Below are 21324 nucleotides of genomic sequence, written 5' to 3'. Positions count from 1 at the left end.
GTAACGGTGTCCCGCATGTCCCGCCGGTCCGCATTCCCGGACCGGCGAGCCGCAGAACAGAAAGGGTGCGTGCCGTGACCACCGCCCAGACCCAGGAGCTCGACGTACAGCCGACGCCCCTCGCCCTGCTGCTGCTCGGCCGCGAGGCCGACCCGAGGAGCGAGCGCGGTGTCGAGTGCCCCGGCGACCTGCCCTCTCCCTCCGACCCCGACCTGGTGGAGCGCGCCCGCGCGGCCAAGGCGAAGCTCGGGGACAAGGTCTTCGTGCTCGGCCACCACTACCAGCGCGACGAGGTCATCCAGTTCGCGGACGTCACGGGTGACTCCTTCAAGCTGGCCCGGGACGCGGCGGCGCGCCCGGAGGCGGAGTACATCGTGTTCTGCGGTGTGCACTTCATGGCCGAGTCCGCGGACATCCTGACGGGCGACGACCAGAAGGTCGTCCTGCCGGACCTGGCCGCCGGCTGCTCCATGGCCGACATGGCGACGGCCGAGCAGGTCGCCGAGTGCTGGGACGTGCTGACGGAGGCGGGGATCGCCCAGCAGGTGGTCCCCGTCTCGTACATGAACTCCTCGGCGGACATCAAGGCCTTCACGGGCAAGCACGGCGGCACGATCTGCACGTCCTCGAACGCGAAGCGGGCCCTGGAGTGGGCCTTCCAGCAGGGTGAGAAGGTGCTCTTCCTGCCGGACCAGCACCTGGGCCGCAACACGGCGGTGCGGGACATGGGGATGTCGCTGGACGACTGCGTGGTCTACAACCCGCACAAGCCGGGCGGAGGCGTGACCGTCGACGAACTCCGTGCCGCGAAGATGATCCTCTGGCGGGGTCACTGCTCCGTACACGGCCGCTTCAGCCTCGACTCGGTGAACGACGTGCGCGAGCGCATCCCGGGCGTCAACGTCCTCGTCCACCCCGAGTGCAAGCACGAGGTCGTGGCGGCGGCGGACCACGTGGGTTCCACGGAGTACATCATCAAGGCCCTGGAGGCGGCTCCGGCGGGCTCCAAGTGGGCGATCGGCACGGAGCTGAACCTTGTCCGGCGGCTGGCGAATCGTTTCGCGCCAGAGGGCAAGGAGATCGTGTTCCTCGACAAGACGGTCTGCTTCTGCTCCACCATGAACCGCATCGACCTCCCCCACCTGGTCTGGGCCCTGGAGTCCCTGGCCGAGGGCAACCTCGTCAACCGAATCGAGGTCGACAAGGAGACGGAGAGGTTCGCGAAGCTGGCGCTGGAGCGGATGCTGGCGCTGCCGTAAGCGGCACCGGGCTCAACCGGGCTCATATGGGCGGGGCGGGTTCTGACCACCGGTCGGCCTCGCCCCGTCGGTCTGCTGCCCGCCCGTGTACTGCCTGCCCGTGTCCACTCAGATGCGCTCTCGTTCTTAGGGATGCACTTCTTAGAAGTACGCCACTAAAAATGAGGTGCACGTGTCGCAGTCCTCCCACCGCAGCCTCTCCAAGCCATCGCGGATCTTCGACCGTGACCGGGAGTGGAGCGAGCTGACCGCGTTCATCAGCGACGAAGGGGCTGGTCCGCGCCTCGGGGTCGTCTCCGGGCGTCGTCGACAGGGAAAGAGTTTCCTGCTCGAAGCGCTGACGGAAGCGACAGGCGGCTTCTACTTCACCGCCGTCGAGGCGACGGCCACGGAGTCGCTGCGTCTGTTCGGGGAGGCGATCGGACGCTTCGCCGACGTGCCTGTGCCACCGCGCCCCAGGGACTGGAGCGAGGCCCTGGAGCTCCTCTTCGACCTGGCCGCGCAGCGCCCCGTGCCCATGGTCATCGACGAATTCCCCTATCTGGTCCGGGGTGACGCGTCTCTCCCCTCCCGCCTCCAGGCCACGCTGGGTGTCCGCGGCGGTCGTCATCTGCGTCGGCATCCGCGCCTGCTGCTGTGCGGGAGCGCGATGTCGTTCATGGGCGGGCTGCTGTCGGGCACCTCACCGCTGTACGGCCGCGCGGGACTCGACCTCGTCGTCCACTCCCTGGGCTACCGGGAGGCGGCGACGTTCTGGGGCATCGCCGATCCGCGGCTCGCCGTGCTCACGCATGCCGTGGTCGGCGGAACCCCGGCCTACCGGCGGGAGTTCGTGGGCGACGACGTACCGACGGGACTCGACGACTTCGACGACTGGGTGTGCCGCACGGTACTCAACCCCGCACGCCCCCTGCACGGCGAGGCGGAGTTCCTGCTCACCGCCGAACCGGACGTACGCGACCGCGCCCTGTACCACTCACTCCTGGCGGCGGTCGCGGGCGGCAACCACACCAACGGCGGCATCGCGAGCGCGATCGGCCGCAAGGCCACCGACATCTCTCAGCCGCTCACCGTCCTCAAGCGGTGCGGACTGCTGACCGTGGAACCCGACGCCTTCCGTGGCAATCGAAGCGCGTACCGCATCGCCGAACCCCTGATCACGTTCCACCACGCGGTCGTACGCCCGAACCAGGGACTGCTCACACAGCGGCGCAACCCGGCGAAGGCCTGGGCCATGTCCCGGGACACGTTCCTGAGCAAAGTGGCCGGTCCACATTTCGAGCACCTGTGCCGCGAGTGGGCCTCCTGGCACGCCGAACCCGACACCTTCGGCGCCCTGCCCATCGAGGTCACCTCCGGGACCGTCGCCGATCCATCCGCGCGCACCTCCCACGAGGTCGACGTCGTCGTCCGCGGTGCGGTCGGCCAGGACCACGGCATCCTGCTGTCGGTCGGCGAAGCGAAATGGAACAAGGTCATGGACGTACGCCACCTCGACCGGCTCCGCCACGTCCTGGGACTCCTCGCATCCCGAGGCATCGACACGAGCCACGCCCGCCCCGCCTGTTACAGCGGTACCGGCTTCACCCCAGCCCTACAAGCAGCGGCCGAACGTGGCGAAGTGGTTCTCGTGGATCTGGAGCGGCTGTACGGCGGGGCGTAGCCGTCCCGGCGGGCAAACGGCCCGCCCCATGCCTGGCTGCACCTGGACACCGCGCGTCCCGCGCTCCGCAGCGCCTCCGCGCCGCCGAGCTGTCCAACCGCGAGGGCCGCCCGCGCAGCGGGAGTTCGGCCCGCGGCGGGAGTACCGGCGGCCGGGCCTTGGCTAATCTGCACGGGTGACCACCGACCTGACTCTGCTGCCGCGTGTCGCCTATCGCGGGCAGGAGGTCACCGCGCCCCGGCTCCGCGGCCTCCTCGCGCTGCTCGCAGGCGACTTGCGCACGGGCTGCAGCACCGGGCGGCTCGTGGCAGGGCTGTGGCCGGACGAGTTGCCGGAGCGGCCGGGAAAGGCGCTGCAGGTCCTCGTGTCCAGGGCGCGGGCGCAGCTCGGCGCCGACGTCGTCGCAAGCACGCCGACCGGATACCGGCTCACCCTCGCCGAGGATCAGGTCGACAGCTCCGCCCTGCTGCTGCACGCCGCCGCGAGCGCGGACCGGGCCAGGGCCGGGGACCACGCGGGATCGCTAGCGACGGCCGAGGCCGGGCTCGCGCTGTGGGAGGGCACCCCTGACGGGGCCGGCGACACTGACGACCCCTTAGCCGCGTTGCGCACCGAGCGCGCCCCCGTCCGCGGCACGCTCGTACGCGCGCAGGCGCTCGCGCTCGCCCGGCTGGGACGGCACGCGGAGGCGGCCGGGCCGCTGGCCGTGGCCGCCGCGGAGCATCCGCGCGACGAGGAAGTGCTCGCCGAGCTGCTGCGCAGCGAGGCGGCGACGGCTGGCCCGTCCGCCGCGCTGACTCGTTACGAGGCGTACCGCCGTGAGCTGCGCGACGAGCTCGGCGCTGATCCGGGCGCCGGGCTCAGGGCGGTACAGCGGGAGCTGCTGTGCGGCGAGGCGCCTGTGGTCAGGCACGGCGTGCCGCACGAGCCGAACCAGCTGCTGGGACGGGAGGAGGACATCGCGGCGGTGGAGCGGCTGCTGCGCGCCTCCCGCGCCGTCACCGTCGTCGGCCCCGGCGGCCTCGGCAAGACCCGGCTCGCGCACGCAGTCAGCCGCCGGGCCGAGCAGCGCGTGGTGTACTTCGTGCCGCTCGCCGGCGTCACCGCGGACGAGGACGTGGCCGCGGAGGTGGCCTCCGCTCTCGGCGCGGGCGAGGGGCGGCACAGCGCCATGAGCGGCCATGCCGCGGCCGACCCGGTGTCCGGCATCCTCGGCGTGCTCGGCTCCGGGCCCACACTGCTGGTGCTGGACAACTGCGAGCACGTCGTCCGGGGCGCCGCCGACCTCGTACAGGCCCTGGTCTCGTCCTCGAAGGACCTGCGGGCGCTCGCCACCAGCCGGGCCCCCCTCGGCCTGACATCGGAGGCCGTGTATGCGCTGCCGGAGCTCGAACTCGACACCTCCGTCGAGCTGTTCACGCAACGGGCCCGGGCCGCGCGACCCGGCGTCGAGCTGCCGCCGCCGGACGCGGTGGCCGAACTCTGCGGCCACCTCGACGGGCTGCCACTCGCCGTGGAGCTGGCCGCGGCGCGGGTGCGGGTGCTGTCGGTGCCGGAGATCGCCCGCCGCCTCGGCGACCGTTTCGCGCTGCTGCGCGGCGGGGTGCGGGGCGTGCCGGAGCGCCACCGCACGCTGCACGCGGTCGTGGAGTGGAGCTGGAACCTGCTCGCGGACGACGCCCGGGCGGCGCTGCGCACGCTGTCCGTCTTCCCCGGCGGCTTCTTGGGCGAAGCGGCGGAGCAGGTGCTGGGCGAGGATGCGTTGTTCCTGCTGGAAGAGTTGGCCGGTCAGTCGCTGCTCACCGTCGCCGACACCCCGGCCGGCGTGCGGTTCCGGATGCTGGAGACCGTACGGGAGTTCAGCGCGGCCCGGCGCGCGGAGGCGGGCGAGGACGAGGAGGCCGTCGGCCGGTTCCTCACCTGGGCGCGGGAGTTCGGGGTCGCGAACCACGACTGGTTCTTCGGCTCGGAACCGCTGGCCGGCTGGGAGCGGATCAGGGCCGAGCAGGACAACCTCGTGCTGGCCCTGCGGCACGCCCTGGCCCGTACGGACGGCCCCACCATCGCCGCCCTCGCCGCCGTCCTCGCCGCCCTGTGGTCGACCGACTCCAACTTCCCCCGCCTCGCGGCCCTCGCGGCCGACACCGGCCCGCCGCTGTCGCACTACTACCCCGGGCCCGAATACGTCGAAGTCACCCGCGCCGCCACGGTGTTGTGCACGGCGGGTCTGTTCATGGGCTACGGCCCGCACGTCGTACGCCAGCTCGTCACGCTTCGGCGGCTGCCCCCGGCCCCGCCGGACACGCTGCTGCGCGCCATCGCAGTGGTGCTGCGCGCGGTCCCTGAGATGCTGCCTCCCGACTACGAAGTGCTGCGGAAGCTCTGCGACAGCGAGCAGCCGCGGGTCGCCGGCATCGCCGAGTGCGTCGCCACCTACGTCTGGGAGTACGAGCACGACATCGACCGCTCGCTCGCCTCGGCCCGCCGGATGATCGCCGCTTTTGAGCCGGTCGACAATCCGTCCCTGCTGCTCATGGGCCACGCCCGGCTGAGCGAGCTGTGCCTGCGGATGGGGCAGGGCGAGGCCGCGTACGGACACCTCAAGGCGCTGCTCAAGGTGCTGCCGCGGCTCAACGACGGGCATGACTACATCTTCATCCGCTTGTCCCTCGTCCTCGCCTGCCTGCACCGCGGCGACCCCGACGAGGCCGAGTACTGGCTGCGGCAGGCGGAGAGCGACAACACCCCGCAGCGGGACGCCTTCTACAGCCCCGACCTCGGCGGGCGCGCGGAGATCGCGCTCGCCCGCGGACTGACGGAGGTCGGGCTCGGCCTGTGGCGCAGCGCCATGGAGCGGCTGCCCGAGACCGACTCCATGTACAGCAGCGATCCCTTGCTCGACCCGTGGGCGCTGCAGATCCAGTCGGCGGCGGTGACGGCGCACGCGCACGCCGGCCGTCTCGAGCTGGTCGCGGAGCCGGTCGACCGACTGCGGCAGGGGCTGCGGACCCTGCTCTCCGGTCCGTCCGGCTCGCCCATGGAGCTCCCTGTGTTCGGGACAGTGCTGCACGCCCTCGGCATGGCGGGGCTCGCGTCCGGCGACGCCTGTGCCGTACGGATGATCGCGCTGGCCGAACGGCTGCGGGTGCTGCGCGAGTTCCAGCCGACGATGTCGGCGGCCCGCGCCCGGCAGGCGGCCGAGGACGCCGACAGGGCGGCGTACGCCGACGCGGTGTCGGAGTACGCCACCTTGGAGCGGGACGAGCTGCGGGAGGCAGCTCGCGCGCTCATTTCGGGTCGCGGTTGAACAACGCCATCGACCAGCGGTAGCCGAGGACGGTCAGGCCGACGCACCAGACGATCGCGATCCACCAGTTGTTGCCGATCTCGGTGCCGAGCAGCAGGCCGCGCAGGGTCTCGATGGCCGGCGTGAACGGCTGGTACTCGGCGATCGGCTGGAACCAGCCCGGCATCGTGTCGGCCGGGATGAAGGCGCTCGAGATGAGCGGCAGGAGGAACAGCGGCGTTGCACTGTTGCTGGCCGCCTCGGCGTTGGGGCTGGCCAGTCCCATGCCGACCGCGATCCAGGTGAGCGCCAGGGCGAACAGCGCGACAAGCCCGAACGCCGCCAGCCACTCCAGGGCCGTGGCGTCCGTGGACCGGAAGCCGATGGCCACGGCGACGGCGCCGACGAGGACCAGGCTGGCGAGCACCTGCAGCACGCTGCCGACGACGTGCCCGATGATCACAGAGCCGCGGTAGACCGCCATCGTACGGAAGCGGGCGATGATGCCCTCGGTCATGTCCATGGAGACGGACACCGCGGCCCCGACCACGGTACATCCGATGGTCATCATCAGGATGCCCGGGACGATATAGGCGATGTACTCGGAGCGGTCGGCAGCGCCGCCGATGCCCGCGCTCATCACGTCTCCGAAGATGTAGACGAAGAGCAGCAGCAGCATGATCGGCGTGAGCAGCAGGTTCAGGGTCATGGACGGGTAGCGCCGCGCGTGCAGGAGGTTGCGGCGCAGCATCGTGTTCGAGTCGCGTACGGCGAGGGAGAGGGCGCTCATCGGACAGTCTCCTTGGGCTGGTTGGGGACGTTGGTGCCGCTGGTCAGGGCGAAGAACACGTCGTCGAGGTCGGGGGTGTGCACGGTCAGCTCGTCCGCCTCGATGCCGGCCGAGTCCAGCCAGTCGAGGATGGAGCGCAACTCGCGCTGGCTGCCGTCGCTCGGGATCTGCAGCGCGAGCGCCTCGTCGTCCCGGGTGACCTCGCGCAGGGCGACGGCGGCGGACTGGTACGCGGCCGGGTCGGCGAACGTCAGCCGCACATGCCCGCCCGGGATGAGCCGCTTCAGCTCGTCGGCGCTCCCCTCGGCGGCGATCTTGCCGTCGCTCAGTACCGCGATGCGGTCGGCGAGTTCGTCGGCCTCCTCCAGGTACTGGGTGGTGAGGAAGACGGTGACGCCGTCGGAGACCAGCTCGCGGATGATCCCCCACATGTTGTGGCGGCTGCGTGGGTCGAGGCCGGTGGTCGGCTCGTCGAGGAAGATGATCCGCGGGTTGCCGACCAGCGTCATGGCGATGTCGAGGCGGCGCTTCATGCCGCCGGAGTAGGTGGAGGCGGGCTTCTTCGCGGCCTCGGTGAGGTCGAAGCGCTCCAGCAGCTCGGCGGTGACCTGCCGTCCCTCGCGCTTGGAGAGGTGGTGCAGGTCCGCCATGAGGAGCATGTTCTCCTCGCCGGTGATCAGGCCGTCGACGGCGGAGAACTGTCCGGTGACACCGATCGCGGCGCGCACGGCCTGCGGTTCGGCGGCCAGGTCGTGGCCGCCGACGTGCAGGTCTCCGGCGTCGGCGGTGATGAGGGTGGAGAGGATCTTGACGGCGGTGGTCTTGCCGGCGCCGTTCGGGCCGAGCAGGGAGAAGACGGTGCCTGCCGGCACCGCCAGGTCGATGCCGTCGAGGACCGTCTTGTCCCCGTAGGCCTTGCGCAGCCCCTTGGCCGCGATGGCGAGTGAGTGCGAGGTCGTTGACGTCATGCCGCAGAGGTTGCGGCAGGGCGCATTCAGCGCGGTTTCACGATGGTTTCAGCGCCCTGGAACCGGGCGGCGGAGGGTACGCCCCGAACCCGCCCTTCCCGAAGCCGGGGGGGGCTCCAGGCGCCCGCCCTGACCCTCACCACATTCCCCGAGGTCCCGTGGAACGCCCCCTACTACGCGCGCTGCGGGTTTCGGCTCCTGGACAACAGCGGGCTCGCCCCTGGCCTGCGGAAGATCCGCGAACGCGAGGCGGCACACGGCATGGACCGGTGGCCTCGGGCCCGTATGCGCCGGGCCCTGTGACACCGCGGTGCACCCTCGGCGGAAGGTGACCCCGCCCTGGCGTCCGCCCGACCTCACTCACTCATCCGACAGCCGCGCGCCCCTGCTCTCCGCGATCCGCAACACATCCCCCAGCGCCTCGGCCAGCCGTACGCCCGCGAAGCGCAACTCCCGCTTTTCCGCGCGCGGTTCGTCCAGGAGCGGCTTGGCGGCGGCCAGGACGTACGTGGCCGAGCCGAGCAGTTCCGCCTCCAACTCGTCGGCCATACGGGACAGTCGGCTCCCAGGGTCCTCCGCGCTCAGGTAACACGGACGACCGTCTGCTGTGGTCCACGGCAGCAGCCTCAAGGGGGTGCCCGTTCCGTCCCGCATCACCATGTGTCGCTCCCTTCAAGTCGAACCAGCCCCTATGCGGACCTGGACGTCGTTACTGTTTGTGTTGCCATCGTCGCTGTATGACACGTGCCTCAACAGCAGCGCCTCGTCCCTACGTTGAGAACGGGACGGCAACAACAGGAAGGCGAGACCAATGGCGTTCAAGCCGCAGACCCTGACCCCCTACCTCTCTGCCCGTCACTACTTCGGCGCCGAGCAGCGTCGCCATCGCGAGAGCGCGGGCCTGTCGCTCGTACAGCTAGCGGGCATCGTGAACTCCAGCAAGAGCACGCTCGCGCGTGTGGAGACGGCGGAGTTGATGCCGCCGCCGGATCTGCCGGACCGGCTGGACGCGGCGTTCGGCGCGGACCAGCACTTCCACGGGCTGTACGAACTGGCCAAGCGGGAGGCGCATCCGGACCAATACCGGCGGTTCATGGACTTCGAGGCGCAGGCGGAGGTCATCGAGAACTTCGGAGCACAGGCTCTCCCAGGGCTGTTGCAGACCAGGGAATACGCGGACGCACAACTCAGCCTCCGGGAAGAGCTGACCCCGGAGCAGGTGGAGGAGCGCGTCACCGCACGGATCTCCCGGCAGGCCAGGCTGCTCTCTGCTCAGCCTCCGCTCCGCTGGGCGATCATCGACGAGGCCGTACTCCGCAGGCCCTTTGGCAGCCAGGAGTCCATGTACAAACAACTGGCCTCGCTGCTCAGGCAGGTGGATACTCCGGACAGCAAGGTCCAGGTGATGCCCTTCAGTGCCGGTGCGCACTACCTGATGGGCGGCGCTCTGACCCTGCTGACCCTTCCCAACGGCTCAACCGTGGCCTACGAAGAGGGCATCGAGGTCGGCCACCTCTACGAGGACCGGGACTCGGTGAAGAAGTGGCGGCGGCACTACGAAGTGCTCCGCGCCAACGCCCTCCCGCCGGCCGCCTCGGCGGAGCTGATCCGACAGGCGATGGAGGACTACAAGCCATGCGACACACCCCCGAGCTGAGCACCGCCCACTGGCGCCGGAGCAGCTACAGCAATGCCAACGGGGGCGAATGCGTCGAGATCACCGACGACTTCCCCGGCGTCGTCCCCGTACGCGACAGCAAGAATCCCCACGGCCCCGTGCTCGTCGTCCCGGCCACCGCCTGGGACGAGTTCGTCAACTCACTGAAGATGTAAACGACGGTGGCCCCGTACAAGGATGTACGGGGCCACCATCAACCCATCAGACGCCCGCAGGCTCCGGCTCTCCCGGCTGCGACTCCGTCGGCTGGGACGGGGCCTCGGCCCCGTTCTTCTTCGCCCGCTTGTCCGCCTTCTTCTTCGCCCGGCGCTCCTTGCGGAGCTCGACCATCGCGTAGAGCGTGGGCACCAGCAGAAGCGTCAGCAGCGTCGACGTGATCAGACCGCCGATCACCACCACCGCCAGCGGCTGTGCGATGAAGCCGCCCTCGCCCGTGATGCCCAGCGCCATCGGCAGGAGCGCGAAGATGGTCGCCAGGGCGGTCATCAGGATGGGACGCAGGCGGTGGCGGCCGCCCTCCAGCACTGCCTCCACCACGCCGTAACCCTGGCGCCGGTACTGGTTGATGAGGTCGATCAGGACGATCGCGTTCGTCACCACGATGCCGATCAGCATCAGCATGCCGATCATCGCGGGGACGCCCATCGGGGTACCAGTGACGACCAGCAGTCCGAGCGCACCCGTCGCCGCGAAGGGGATCGAGACGAGGAGGATCAGCGGCTGGATCAGGGAGCGGAAGGTGGCGACCAGGAGCATGAACACGATCGCGATCGCCGCCAGCATGGCCAGGCCCAGGTTCGCGAACGCCTCGTCCTGGTCCTGCGACACGCCGCCGATCTCGGCCGTGGCACCCGCCGGGAGCTTCAGCGCGTTCAGCTTGGCCGTGAGGTCCGCGCTCACCGCGCCCGTGTTGTCACCCGTCGGCTTCGCCGTGATGGTGGCCGCCCGCTGACCGTCGATACGGGTCATCGAGACCGGGCCGTCGACCAGTTTCACGTCCGCGATGTCGCCCAGCTTCACCGCACCCAGACGCAGGGCCTTCAGCTCGTCCATCGTCTCCGCCGGCTTCGCCGACTTGATGACGATGTCGCGCTCCGTGTCGTCCAGGGTCGCCTTGCCGCTCGTCGTGCCGCGTACCGCCTGGGCGACGGCCCCACCGAGGGTGGTGTTGTCGAAGCCGGCCGCGGCCGCCTTCTCGTTGGCCTGTACGGAGATGCGCGGCACGCTCGTCGCCAGGTCGCTCGTGACGTCGGTGACGTCGTCGAGCTTCGCGACCTCGTCGCGGACCTCGTCGGCGGCCTTGCGCAGCACGTCGGCGTCGGCCGCCTTCACGACCACACTGAGGTCCTGGCTGCCGAAGCCGTCCCCGGCCGCGAGCGTCGTCGTACCGATCCCGGAGAGCTTCCCGAGCCCCTCCTCGATACGGTTCTGGACGGTCTCGGCCGAGGCCGAGTCCTCCAGCATGACCGTGTAGGACGCCTGGTTGGTGTCCGTACCGCCGCCGAAGGCCGCCATGAAGCCGGACGAGCCGATCGTGACCTGGTAGTCCTTGACGCCGTCGATGCCCGCGAGCATCTTCTCGACCTTCTGCGCCGCCTGGTCCGTCTCCGCCAGACTCGTGCCCGGCTTCAACTCCTGCTTGACGTTGAGGACTTCCTGCTCGCCCTGGTCGAAGAAGTTCGTCTTCAGCAACGGCGCCATGCCGAAGGTACCGATGAGGACCACGACCGCGATCGCCACGCTCGTCAGGCGGCGGCGCGTCGCGAAGCGCAGGACCGGGACGTAGACGCGCTGGAGCCAGCTCTTCGCCTCCTTCTCCTCCGCCTTGCGGCGTGCTTCCTCGGCGTCCTCGGGCGTGCCCTTCGGGGCGCGCAGGAACCAGTACGACAGCACCGGGACGACCGTCAGCGACACCAGGAGGGAGGCGAGGAGCGCCGCCGTCACCGTCAGGGAGAACGAGCCGAACAGCTCGCCCACCATGCCGCCGGTCAGACCGATGGGGAGGAAGACGGCGACCGTGGTCAGCGTCGAGGACGTGACCGCGCCCGCGACCTCCCGTACCGCCTTGATGATCGCTTCCTGGCGCTCCTCGCCGTACCCGAGGTGGCGCTTGATGTTCTCCAGGACCACGATCGAGTCGTCCACGACCCGGCCGATGGCGATGGTGAGCGCGCCCAGCGTGAGCATGTTCAGGGAGAGGTCGCGGGTCCACAGGACGATCAGCGCCAGGACCACGGAGAGCGGGATGCTCACCGCCGTGACCAGCGTCGAGCGGATCGACGCCAGGAACACCAGGATGACGAGGACCGCGAAGACGAGACCCAGCGTGCCCTCGGTCGTGAGGCCGCTGATGGACTTGGCGACCGCCGGGCCCTGGTCGCTGACGACGGTGATGTCCGTGCCCGAACCCAGGTCCTTGCGCATACCGGGCAGCGCGTCCTTGACCGCGTCCGAGATGGCGACGGCGCTGCCGTCACGGTCCATGGTGACGCTCACGGCGAGGCTCGGCTTGCCGTCGGTGCGCGTGATGGAGTCGGCGCGGGCCTCCTGCTCCTTGACGGTGGCGACATCACCGAGGCGCACGGGCTTCGCGGCGCCCGGGCCGCCCTGACCGCCCTGGCCGCCCTGACCGGTGACCATCAGGTCCTCGATCTGCTTCAGCGAGGTGTAGCCGCCGCCGACCTGGACGGTGCGGTTGGAGCCGCCCTCGTCGAACGAGCCGGCCGGCATGGTCGCACCGCCGGTCTGCAGGGCCTGACCGATCGCGGCCGGCGTGAGGCCCGCCTTGGCGAGCTTCTTGTCGTCGGGCGTAACGGCGACCTGGAGGTCCCTTACGCCGTCGACCGTCACCTGGCCGACGCCGTCGATGGCCTTCAGGTCGGGTACGACGGTCCGGTCCAGCTTGTCGGCAAGGGCCTGCTGGTCCTGGCCTGAACCGGAGCTGACGGCGAGGACGACGGTCGGGATGTCGTCCGTCGAACCGGCGACGACCTGCGGGTCGACGTCGTCCGGGAGCTGGACGCGAACCCGGTTGACGGCCTGCTGGACGTCGGCGACGAGCTGGTCGGTGCCGGGGCCGTAGTCGAAGGAGGCCATGATCAGGGCGTTGCCCTCGCTGGCCGTGGAGGTGACGCCCGTGATGCCGTCGACGGCTTCGAGGCTCCTCTCGATGGGCTCGACGACCTGCTTCTCGACGACGTCGGGCGACGCGCCCTGGTACGGCGCCAGGACGGACACCATGGGCAGTTCGATGGTGGGCAGCAGCTGTTGTTTGAGCTGGGGTATCGCGATCGCCCCGAAGGCGATGGCGATGATCGACATCAGGCCGATCAGGGCCCGTTGTGCGAGGCTGAACCGGGACAGCCAGGACATGGGTGAGGGTCTTTCTTCTGGGAGCGGCAGAAGCAGGCACGCGCGAAGCGCACGACGCGGGTGGAGCACACCGGCACGTATGAAGCAGCGCAAGTGAGCGCCCGCCTCTACACCATGAGCCATCCCCGGACGCCGATTCGTAGCCCCCAGGTCCATTTCCTTGATCGGCCAGTACTCCGGCCGCAGTACGCCCGGGTTGAGCTCAGTCCACCCTTGGGCGTACGAGTCCGGACTCGTACGCGATGACCACGAGCTGGGCCCGGTCGCGGGCGCCGAGCTTGGCCATGGCCCGGTTGACGTGCGTCTTCACGGTCAGCGGGCTCACTTCGAGGCGTTCGGCGATCTCGTCGTTGGAGTGCCCGCCCGCGACCTGGACGAGGACCTCGCGCTCCCGGCCGGTCAGGGACCCTAGGCGCTCGGAGCGGGCGGGGTCGCGCCCCTCGTCCTGTGCGCCGTTCCCCTGGGCGAGGAACCTGGCGATGAGCCCCTTGGTGGCGGCGGGCGACAGCAGCGCCTCGCCGCCCGCCGCGACCCGGATCGCGTTCAGCAGTTCCTCGGGTTCCGAGCCCTTGCCGAGGAAGCCGGAGGCGCCGGCGCGCAGCGACTGCACCACGTACTCGTCGACCTCGAACGTCGTCAGCATGACCACGCGGACATGGGCGAGCGCGGGGTCGGCGGTGATGAGCCGGGTGGCGGCGAGCCCGTCCGTGCCCGGCATGCGGATGTCCATCAGCACCACGTCCGCCCGCTCCGCACGCGCGAGTTCCACGGCCTCCGCCCCGTCCGAGGCCTCCCCCACGACCTCCATGTCCGGCTCGGAGTCGACGAGCACGCGGAAGGCGCTGCGCAGGAGTGCCTGGTCGTCGGCGAGCAGGACGCGGATGGTCATGTGGTGTTCCCCCGGTGATTCAGGGCAAGGGCTGGGTCGGGTGGGTCGGGTTGGGTCGGGTCGGGTCGGGTCGGGTCGGGTCGGGTCGGATCGTACGGTCCTGCCTGCCCGCAGCGGTCACGCTGTGTCGTCGGCCCGGGCGGTAGGAGTCTTGACGGGCAGGATCGCATGGACGCGGAAGCCGCCTCCGTAGCGGGGGCCCGCGGTGCAACTGCCACCGAGTGCGGTGACGCGTTCCCGCATGCCGATCAGCCCGTGGCCGCCACCGCCGCCGTCCTCCTCGGGGCCGGTGTGGCCTTCGTTGCCCTTGTGCCCTTCGGGGCCGTTGTCGAGCACGGTGACCTCGATGTTCGGACCCGCCCGTACGACGCTGACCTCGGCCTTCGCTTCGGGGCCCGCGTGTTTCTGGACGTTGGTGAGGGCTTCCTGGATGACGCGGTACGCGGCGAGATCGACGGCGGCCGGAAGGGCGATGCCCAGGTCGGAACGGGCGACCTCCACGGGCAGACCGGCGTTGCGGAAGGTGTCGGCGAGTTCGTCGAGCCGGTTCAGGCCGGGGGCGGGTTCGGTCGGGGCCTCCGGATCGCCGGACTGTCTCAGCAGGCCGACCGTGGCACGGAGTTCTCCCAGCGCGGAGCGGCTGGCGTCGCGGACATGAGCAAGGGCCTCTTTCGCCTGGTCGGGCCGCTTGTCCATGACATGGGCGGCGACTCCGGCCTGGACGTTGACCAGGGCGATGTGGTGGGCGACGACGTCGTGCAGGTCGCGGGCGATGCGCAGGCGTTCCTCGGCGACTCGGCGGCGGGCCTCCTCCTCGCGGGTTCGTTCGGCGCGCTCGGCGCGCTCCCTGATGGCGTGGATGAAGGCGCGGCGGCTGCGTACGGCGTCTCCGGCCGCGGCGGCCATACCGGTCCAGGCGAAGATGCCGAGGTTCTCCTGCTCGTACCAGGGCAGGGGGCCGGCGAGCATGGCGGTGCCGGTCAGGGTGGTCATGGTGAGCAGGCCGACGCGCCAAGTGGTGGGGCGGTCGGTGGTGGAGGCGACCGTGTACAGGGCGATCACGGCGGACATCGCGACCGGGGCGCGGGGCTCGCCACTCGCGAGCGCGACGACGGAGAAGGCGACGGTGACCGCCAGTACGGTCCTGGGGGCACGGCGGCGCAGGACGAGGGCGACCGCGCTCAGCGTCATCAGGGTGACGCCGAGGGCGTCCGGGGTGCGGGCACCCCATTTCGCGCCGCGCTCGGCGTTCGGGTCGACGAACGAACCGGCCAGCATGCAGGCCAGCACGGCGATCGCCAGCGCCGCGTCCAGCGCCAGGGGGTGCGCCTTCAGCCAGTGGCGGGCGCGGAGGAGGGTGCTCACGCCTTCAAACGGTACGGGGGCCCTGCCGGGGGCGGTACGGGTGTCGGCGGTACCTGTTGCTTCGGGGCTCCCTCGTGGGGGCTGCGCCCCCAGACCCCCTTGGGGGGTGGTTAGTGGCTGAGGTTGGTGAGTCATCTGCGGTCGACCGGCACGATGATCGGCCTGAACGGCCTCGTCCTCAATCGCCGGACGGGCTGAGATCCAGCTCCTCCGGCGTAAATCCAGCTCCTCCGGCGTAAATCCAGCCCCTCCGGCGTTTGAGGAGCGGGGGTCCGGGGGCTGGCCCCCGAAACCGGGGCCGGGGCGCGGCCCCGAAACAAAGGCCGGGGCGGAACCGCGAAGAGGGGCCCGGGGCGAAGCCCCGAGGCGGGTCGGGCGGAGCCCGAAGTACGGGCCGGGGCCGACCCCGCGGCCCTGGGGGGTTCCAGGGGCGCAGCCCCTGGTCGGAGTCGAAGGGGCGGAGCCCCTGGGGATGGGACGGGTAGGGGCGGCGGGGGCGAAGGAGCAACCCGTCACGCGCGAGGCACCGGCGTCAGCCCGGAATCAGCCCCTCCTCGTGCAGGAACTCACGGACCTGCTCAAGGGTCGCGTCCGGAGACGGGAGGATCAGTTCGGAGGGCTCCAGCGCGTCGTCCGGCAGGGGCGTGCCCAGTTCGCGGACCTTGTCCAGCAGGGAGTGGAGAGTGCGCCGGAATCCCGGACCGTCGCCGCCCTCCACCTCCACCAGCAGTTCGTCGTCGAGCTTGTTCAGTTCGGTGAGGTGGCTGTCGTCCAGCCTCACCTGTCCCTCCCCCATGATCCGTACGATCATGTCGCCCTCCTCAGGCGTGGGACGCGGACCGTCAGGCGGTCACTGCTTGTCGAAGCGCGGGGTGTCCTGCTGGGACTTCGTACGGGAGGCGTCACCCGCGCCCGTACCCTCCTCGATCGCCTGCTGCTGCGAGGACGAACCGCCCGCCAGCTCCGCCTTCATGCGCTGCAGTTCCAGCTCCACATCCGTACCACCGGAGAGCCGGTCCAGCTCGGCCTGAATGTCGTCCTTGGCCATGCCGGAGGGGTCGTCCAGGGCACCCGAGGCGAGCAGTTCGTCGATGGCGCCCGCCCGCGCCTGGAGCTGGGCCGTCTTGTCCTCGGCCCGCTGGATGGCCAGCCCGACGTCGCCCATCTCCTCGGAGATGCCGGAAAAGGCCTCGCCGATCCGGGTCTGCGCCTGGGCCGCCGTGTACGTCGCCTTGATGGTTTCCTTCTTGGTGCGGAAGGCGTCCACCTTCGCCTGGAGGCGCTGGGCCGCCAGGGTGAGCTTCTCCTCCTCGCCCTGCAACGTCTGGTGCTGCGTCTCCAGATCCGTCACCTGCTGCTGGAGCGCGGCACGGCGCGACAGCGCCTCACGGGCCAGGTCCTCGCGGCCCAGCGCGAGCGCCTTGCGGCCCTGGTCCTCCAGCTTGGACGACTGGGACTGGAGCTGGTTCAGCTGCAGTTCCAGGCGCTTGCGCGAGGTCGCCACGTCGGCGACTCCGCGACGCACCTTCTGTAGCAGCTCCAGCTGCTTCTGGTACGAGTAATCGAGGGTCTCGCGCGGGTCCTCGGCCCTGTCAAGGGCCTTGTTCGCCTTCGCGCGGAAGATCATCCCCATACGCTTCATGACACCGCTCATGGGCTTCGCGCGCCCCCTTCTGACGGACTCCAGCTCCAGCGACTACAACAGATCCCACGGTACGGGGTCTGCATCCATTACCGCACTGTTCGGGGACGGATGCGCTCATCCCCAAGGACGACTGCGTACGGCACTGCTCCGGCGTAGGGAGTAGGTGTCTCCCGGGGTTGTGTACGGGACAGGTCCCGGAATTCCTCAGGTTCCCTCGGAGCGGGCCGTCGCCGGCCTCCCTTTTCAGGCCACTCTGTCCCCTTTAGTTGACGAGCGGTGTTGCCGGATCGTTCCCCGCCCGGCTGGGGTCCATGCCAGGAAACCCCGTACCCTTGGGTTTTGTGTTCCGTAGCCGTTCCAAGAGCGAGAAGGACCGGGCGGCCGACAAGGCGCCGGTGACCGACTCCACGCAGACCCGTGACCCGCAGGCCCCCAAGGGCAGGCCCACTCCCAAGCGTAGTGAGGCCCAGGCCCAGCGCCGCAGCGTCGCCAATACGCCGACGACGCGCAAGGAGGCTTCCAAGCGCGCCCGGGACGAACGCCGGGCCGCGCTGGAGAAGCAGCGCCAGGCGCTGGCGGGCGGTGACGAGCGCTACCTGCCGGTCCGTGACAAGGGCCCGGTGCGGAAGTTCGCGCGTGACTTCGTGGACTCGCGGTTCTCCATCGCGGAGTTCTTCCTGCCGCTGGCCGTGATCATCCTCGTGCTGAGCATGGTGCGGGTGGCGTCGCTGCAGAACATCGCGCTGCTGCTGTGGCTCTTCGTGATCGTGCTGATCGTGGTCGACTCGATCTGGATCGGCTTCCGCCTGAAGAAGCAGCTGACCGAGCGCTTCCCCGACCAGAACAGGCGCGGGGCCGTCGCCTACGCGCTGATGCGTACCCTCCAGATGCGTCGCCTCCGGCTGCCGAAGCCGCAGGTGAAGCGCGGAGAGCGGCCCTGAGCACGACGTCTTTCTCCGGGGACGAGGCGCAGGCCCGGCCGAACAGGCTGGGCGGGCTGCGTGAGGTCGTACGGCAGGAACTGGTGGCCCGGCAGCTCGACGAGCAGATGGCCGGGCAGTTCCCCGTCGGGCAGCGGCTGCGGGTGCTGGACGTCGGCATGGGCCAGGGCACGCAGGCGCTGCGGCTGGCCCGGGCCGGCCACAAGGTGACCGGTGTCGAGCAGGACGCGACGATGCTCGCCCTGGCCCGGGAGGCCCTCGCCGCCGAGCCCGAGGGGATACGCAGCCGGGTCCGGCTGGTCGAGAGCGACGGCCGGGACACGGGCGTCCACTTCCTGCCGGGCAGCTTCGACGTGGTGCTGTGCCACGGGGTGCTGATGTACGTCGAGAACCCGGACGCGCTGCTGGCGGGCCTGGCCCGGATGCTGGCGCCCGGGGGGCTCCTCTCGCTCCTCGTACGGAACGGGGACGCGCTCGCCATGCGGCCGGGACTGGCCGGGGACTGGGCGACGGCGCTGACCTCGTTCGACACCACCGCCTACACGAATCACCTGGGGCGCGACGTCCGCGCCGACCGCCTCGACGCCCTCACGTCGGCACTCGCGGGCATCGGCGCCCCGCTCCACACCTGGTACGGCGTCCGGATCTTCACGGACCTCGCGTCGGACGACGCCCCTGTCCCCGAGAACCCCGGGGAATTGGACGCGCTGCTGGCGGCGGAGGAACGGGCCGGGCGGACGGATCCGTACCGCGGGGTCGCGGCTCTGCTGCACCTGTGCGGGGTGCGGGGCTGAGGCAGGCCCCACAGCCCCACAGCCCCACAGCCCCGCACTCCGCAGCCCCGCACTCCGCAGCCCCGCACTCCGCACTCCGCACTCCGCACTCCGCACAGGCGAAACGGCCCGCGGCGGAGCTACTCCGCGTGCAGGTTCATGGGCCCGTAGACCTGCGCCGCGTCCTCGAAGAGCCGGACCTGGTCGGCGCCCCCCTCGCGCAGGGCCTTCCAGTGCTCACCGATCCAGGACTCGGCATCCCCCTGCGTGGTGAAGTCGTCGGGCTGCACCGCGGGCTGGACCTCCGCCCCGTCGGCCTTCTCGAACCGCCACGTCCATGCCGCCATGTGAGCCTCCATAGGAATCCACCGGGTACCGATACACAGTACCGAGCAAGATCCGGTTCCTGCCCGGAGTGTCTCCGACTGGTATGGCGGCGCTGAGCCTGGTCGGACGCACAAGATCTGCGGGCACTCCGGCCGATACGGGAAAATCAGGGCCGTGGAACTGACACTGCTCGGCACCGGCGCCCCTGAGGGCCTCCCCCGCCCCGACTGCCCCTGCGCGGCCTGCGCGCACTCGCTGGGGGCCGACGCGCGCGCGGCGACCGCGCTGCTGGTCGACGGCACGCTGCTGCTCGACCTGACACCCGGCGCCGCCCTCGCCGCCGCCCGCTCCGGGCACACGCTGGCCGGCGTACGGCAGGTACTGCTCTCGCATCCGCACGGCGGGCCCGCGGTCGAGGTCCCGGCGGGACTGCCACAGCCCGGACGGGTGCCGGACGGAAGGGAGTTGGCGCTGCTGACCGGGCATCGGGTGCGGGCGCTGGCGATGGACGCGCCGGGTACGGGGTACGCGGTGACGGGACCGGGCGGGCAGCGGCTGCTGTACCTGCCGCCGGGCGCCGCGCCCGCGGGGTTCGAGCAGCAGTCCGCCGAGTCGTACGACATGGTCCTCGCCGATGTCGTGGGGCGGCCGGACGCGCTGGCGCGGCTGCGGGCGGCGGGGGCCGTGGGGCCGGCGACCGACGTGGTCGCCGTGCACCTCGACCACGACGTGCCGCCCGGCGCCGAACTCGGCCGGCGGCTGGCGGCCGCCGGGGCGCGGGCCGTGCCGGACGGTACGACGCTGACCGTGGGCGTCTACGAGGACGTACCGGAGGTGCCCCGGCGCACCCTCGTGCTGGGCGGGGCACGGTCCGGGAAGTCGGTGGAGGCCGAGCGGCGGCTGGAGTCGTTCCCGGACGTGCTGTACGTGGCGACGGGCGGGACGCGGAACGAGGACAGCGAGTGGGAGGCCCGGGTCGCCGCCCACCGTGAGCGGCGGCCCGGCTCGTGGCGCACCGTCGAGACCTGCGACCTGGTGCCCCTGCTGAAGGACGACGGCGCGCCCCTGCTGATCGACTGTCTGTCGCTGTGGCTGACCGACGCGATGGACTCCGTCGACGCCTGGGACGACGCCGAGTGGGCCGACGGGGGTGAGCGGGCGCTGCGGGCGCGGGTGCGGGAACTGACCGAGGCCCTCCGCGAGACCCGCCGTACGGTCGTCGCGGTGTCGAACGAGGTGGGCTCGGGGATCGTCCCCGCGACGGCTTCGGGTCGCCGCTACCGGGACGAACTCGGGCGCCTGAACGCGGCGTTCGGATACGAGTGCGAGCACGTGCTGCTCGTGGTGGCGGGGCAGGCGCTGCCGCTACGTGGTTGAGGCCCTGGGGTTGTCCGCCGGCCGGCGCGCGATGATCCGGTACGCGTTGGAGAAGCGGGTGCGGCTCAGCAGCGGGGCGAGGCCGGTGTCCAGGGCCGCGGCCCCGGCCAGGAGGGGCGCGCAGGCCCGGGTCAGCGCCGCCCGGGCACGCAGGCGGGCCAGCACGAGGCAGAGGGCGCCGGTCAGGTCGTACGGGATGTGCGGGGCGCGCCGGTCCGTGGCGACGACCTCGCAGCCCTGCGCCCGAAGTTCCCGCACCAGGTTCCGCCGTGGCATCAGGTGCAGGTGGCGCGGCTGGTCGTACGCCACCCACCAGGTGCCGAGCAGGGTGCCGAACGCGCAGGCGGGGTCGGGGACTTCGACGAGGAGATGGCCGCCGGGGCGCAGCACGTCGAGGGCGGCGCGGAGTTCCGCGCGCGGGTCGGGCGTGTGCTCCAGGTGGTGGACCATGCTGACCACGTCGTAGCGGCCGCGCAGCCGGCCGGTGATCTCCGGGTCGGCGAGCAGGCCCTGGTGGGCCTCCTCGATCCGCCCGGCGGCACGGGCCCGCTGGACGCGCGGTGTGGCGTCGAGCCCGTCGAAGGAGGTGTACGCGTGCACCTCCTTCGCGATCTCCGGGAACTGCCCGTGGCCGGTGCCGACGTCGAGCCAGCTCTCGGGCTCGGAGTACGGGAGCATCGCGAGGGCGGCGGCCCGGTGTCGCCGCCGGATGCCGCGGGCGCCGAGGGCGCGTTCGACGGAGGCGTCGGGGCGTCCGCGGGTGTCCCTGGCGGCCAGTGCCTGTGCCGTGAGCCGCGGGTTCTGGAAGGTGTGGCCGCAGGCCCGGCACTCGTCGACCACGAACGTGCCCGGGGTGCGCCGCGCCGGATCGGGCGTACGGACGCGGGTGCGCAGCCGTCGCGCACCGCACCAGGGGCAGTCGTCGCGGCGCGGTTCGTGGAACGGCTCGTGGAACGACATCGCGGCTCCTGCCTCGTCAAGCGGAGTTAAA

General features: G+C 71.0%; 18 protein-coding genes and 1 pseudogene. 9 read left to right on the top strand and 10 right to left on the bottom strand.

Annotation, left to right across the window (positions count from 1 at the left end):
• The first annotated feature begins 74 nt into the window (after positions 1–74).
• The 3 genes from nadA (at position 75) to E0500_RS32155 (ending at position 6229) form a co-directional block, all read left to right on the top strand.
• Positions 75–1259 carry a quinolinate synthase NadA gene (gene nadA / locus E0500_RS32165; RefSeq protein ID WP_131568148.1) on the top strand — a complete coding sequence of 395 codons (1185 nt, stop codon included), beginning with the start codon at positions 75–77 and terminating at the stop codon, positions 1257–1259.
• A gap of 172 nt (positions 1260–1431) precedes the next feature.
• Positions 1432–2922 carry an ATP-binding protein gene (locus tag E0500_RS32160; RefSeq protein ID WP_165935135.1) on the top strand — a complete coding sequence of 497 codons (1491 nt, stop codon included), beginning with the start codon at positions 1432–1434 and terminating at the stop codon, positions 2920–2922.
• 175 nt (positions 2923–3097) lie between these two features.
• On the top strand, positions 3098–6229 hold the full coding sequence (locus E0500_RS32155) for a BTAD domain-containing putative transcriptional regulator (protein WP_131568150.1): 3132 nt from the start codon (positions 3098–3100) through the stop codon (positions 6227–6229).
• Here E0500_RS32155 and E0500_RS32150 read toward each other — a convergent pair.
• A complete protein-coding gene (locus E0500_RS32150; protein WP_131568152.1) occupies positions 6210–6998 on the bottom strand; it encodes an ABC transporter permease in 789 nt (262 codons plus the stop codon). The two genes, E0500_RS32155 and E0500_RS32150, sit on opposite strands and share 20 nt — an antisense overlap.
• Positions 6995–7966 (bottom strand): ATP-binding cassette domain-containing protein, encoded by a 972-nt coding sequence (locus E0500_RS32145; protein ID WP_131568154.1) that lies wholly within the window; start codon positions 7964–7966, stop codon positions 6995–6997. Before E0500_RS32145 ends, E0500_RS32150 begins: the two co-directional genes overlap by 4 nt.
• A 120-nt stretch (positions 7967–8086) precedes the next feature.
• Here E0500_RS32145 and E0500_RS44490 point away from each other — a divergent pair.
• Positions 8087–8269, top strand: a pseudogene (locus tag E0500_RS44490) (GNAT family N-acetyltransferase); the annotation flags it as partial.
• A gap of 57 nt (positions 8270–8326) precedes the next feature.
• On the opposite strand, the gene E0500_RS45185 reads toward E0500_RS44490, so the two are convergent.
• Positions 8327–8515, bottom strand: coding sequence for a hypothetical protein (locus E0500_RS45185; RefSeq protein WP_309505263.1), 189 nt, complete (start codon positions 8513–8515; stop codon positions 8327–8329).
• Between the two features lie 262 nt (positions 8516–8777).
• On the opposite strand from E0500_RS45185, the gene E0500_RS32135 reads away from it, so the two are divergent.
• Together E0500_RS32135 and E0500_RS32130 are read left to right on the top strand one after the other, a co-directional pair.
• Positions 8778–9623, top strand: coding sequence for a helix-turn-helix transcriptional regulator (locus E0500_RS32135; protein ID WP_131568156.1), 846 nt, complete (start codon positions 8778–8780; stop codon positions 9621–9623).
• Complete coding sequence (locus E0500_RS32130; protein ID WP_131568158.1) at positions 9602–9799, top strand: DUF397 domain-containing protein; 198 nt, start codon at positions 9602–9604, stop codon at positions 9797–9799. Before E0500_RS32135 ends, E0500_RS32130 begins: the two co-directional genes overlap by 22 nt.
• A 46-nt stretch (positions 9800–9845) precedes the next feature.
• On the opposite strand, the gene E0500_RS32125 is transcribed toward E0500_RS32130, so the two are convergent.
• From E0500_RS32125 to E0500_RS32105, 5 genes are all read right to left on the bottom strand, one after another.
• Positions 9846–13016 (bottom strand): efflux RND transporter permease subunit, encoded by a 3171-nt coding sequence (locus E0500_RS32125; RefSeq protein ID WP_131568160.1) that lies wholly within the window; start codon positions 13014–13016, stop codon positions 9846–9848.
• Between the two features lie 202 nt (positions 13017–13218).
• On the bottom strand, positions 13219–13905 hold the full coding sequence (locus tag E0500_RS32120; RefSeq protein ID WP_131568162.1) for a response regulator transcription factor: 687 nt from the start codon (positions 13903–13905) through the stop codon (positions 13219–13221).
• Positions 13906–14022: 117 nt separating this feature from the next.
• Entirely contained in the window at positions 14023–15270 is a 1248-nt protein-coding gene (locus E0500_RS32115) for a histidine kinase (protein ID WP_181587304.1), read from the bottom strand.
• Positions 15271–15802: 532 nt separating this feature from the next.
• Complete coding sequence (locus E0500_RS32110) at positions 15803–16081, bottom strand: PspA-associated protein PspAA (RefSeq protein ID WP_131572102.1); 279 nt, start codon at positions 16079–16081, stop codon at positions 15803–15805.
• Positions 16082–16120: 39 nt separating this feature from the next.
• Positions 16121–16924 carry a PspA/IM30 family protein gene (locus E0500_RS32105; RefSeq protein WP_131572103.1) on the bottom strand — a complete coding sequence of 268 codons (804 nt, stop codon included), beginning with the start codon at positions 16922–16924 and terminating at the stop codon, positions 16121–16123.
• Positions 16925–17226: 302 nt separating this feature from the next.
• On the opposite strand from E0500_RS32105, the gene E0500_RS32100 reads away from it, so the two are divergent.
• Positions 17227–17856, top strand: coding sequence for a DUF3043 domain-containing protein (locus E0500_RS32100; RefSeq protein WP_131572104.1), 630 nt, complete (start codon positions 17227–17229; stop codon positions 17854–17856).
• Between the two features lie 83 nt (positions 17857–17939).
• Positions 17940–18650 carry a bifunctional 2-polyprenyl-6-hydroxyphenol methylase/3-demethylubiquinol 3-O-methyltransferase UbiG gene (locus E0500_RS32095; protein WP_131572105.1) on the top strand — a complete coding sequence of 237 codons (711 nt, stop codon included), beginning with the start codon at positions 17940–17942 and terminating at the stop codon, positions 18648–18650.
• A 119-nt stretch (positions 18651–18769) separates the two neighbouring features.
• On the opposite strand, the gene E0500_RS32090 is transcribed toward E0500_RS32095, so the two are convergent.
• Positions 18770–18976 (bottom strand): hypothetical protein, encoded by a 207-nt coding sequence (locus E0500_RS32090; RefSeq protein WP_131570280.1) that lies wholly within the window; start codon positions 18974–18976, stop codon positions 18770–18772.
• Between the two features lie 154 nt (positions 18977–19130).
• Between E0500_RS32090 and E0500_RS32085 the strand changes: the two genes are divergently transcribed.
• A complete protein-coding gene (locus E0500_RS32085; RefSeq protein WP_131570278.1) occupies positions 19131–20333 on the top strand; it encodes a bifunctional adenosylcobinamide kinase/adenosylcobinamide-phosphate guanylyltransferase in 1203 nt (400 codons plus the stop codon).
• Here E0500_RS32085 and E0500_RS32080 read toward each other — a convergent pair.
• Positions 20322–21293 (bottom strand): class I SAM-dependent methyltransferase, encoded by a 972-nt coding sequence (locus E0500_RS32080; protein WP_131570276.1) that lies wholly within the window; start codon positions 21291–21293, stop codon positions 20322–20324. The genes E0500_RS32085 and E0500_RS32080 overlap by 12 nt on opposite strands.
• Positions 21294–21324 lie beyond the last annotated feature (31 nt).

This window comes from Streptomyces sp. KM273126, from assembly GCF_004337435.2.
GTDB lineage: Bacteria > Actinomycetota > Actinomycetes > Streptomycetales > Streptomycetaceae > Streptomyces > Streptomyces acidicola.
This window is presented reverse-complemented; position numbering and strand designations above follow the sequence as displayed.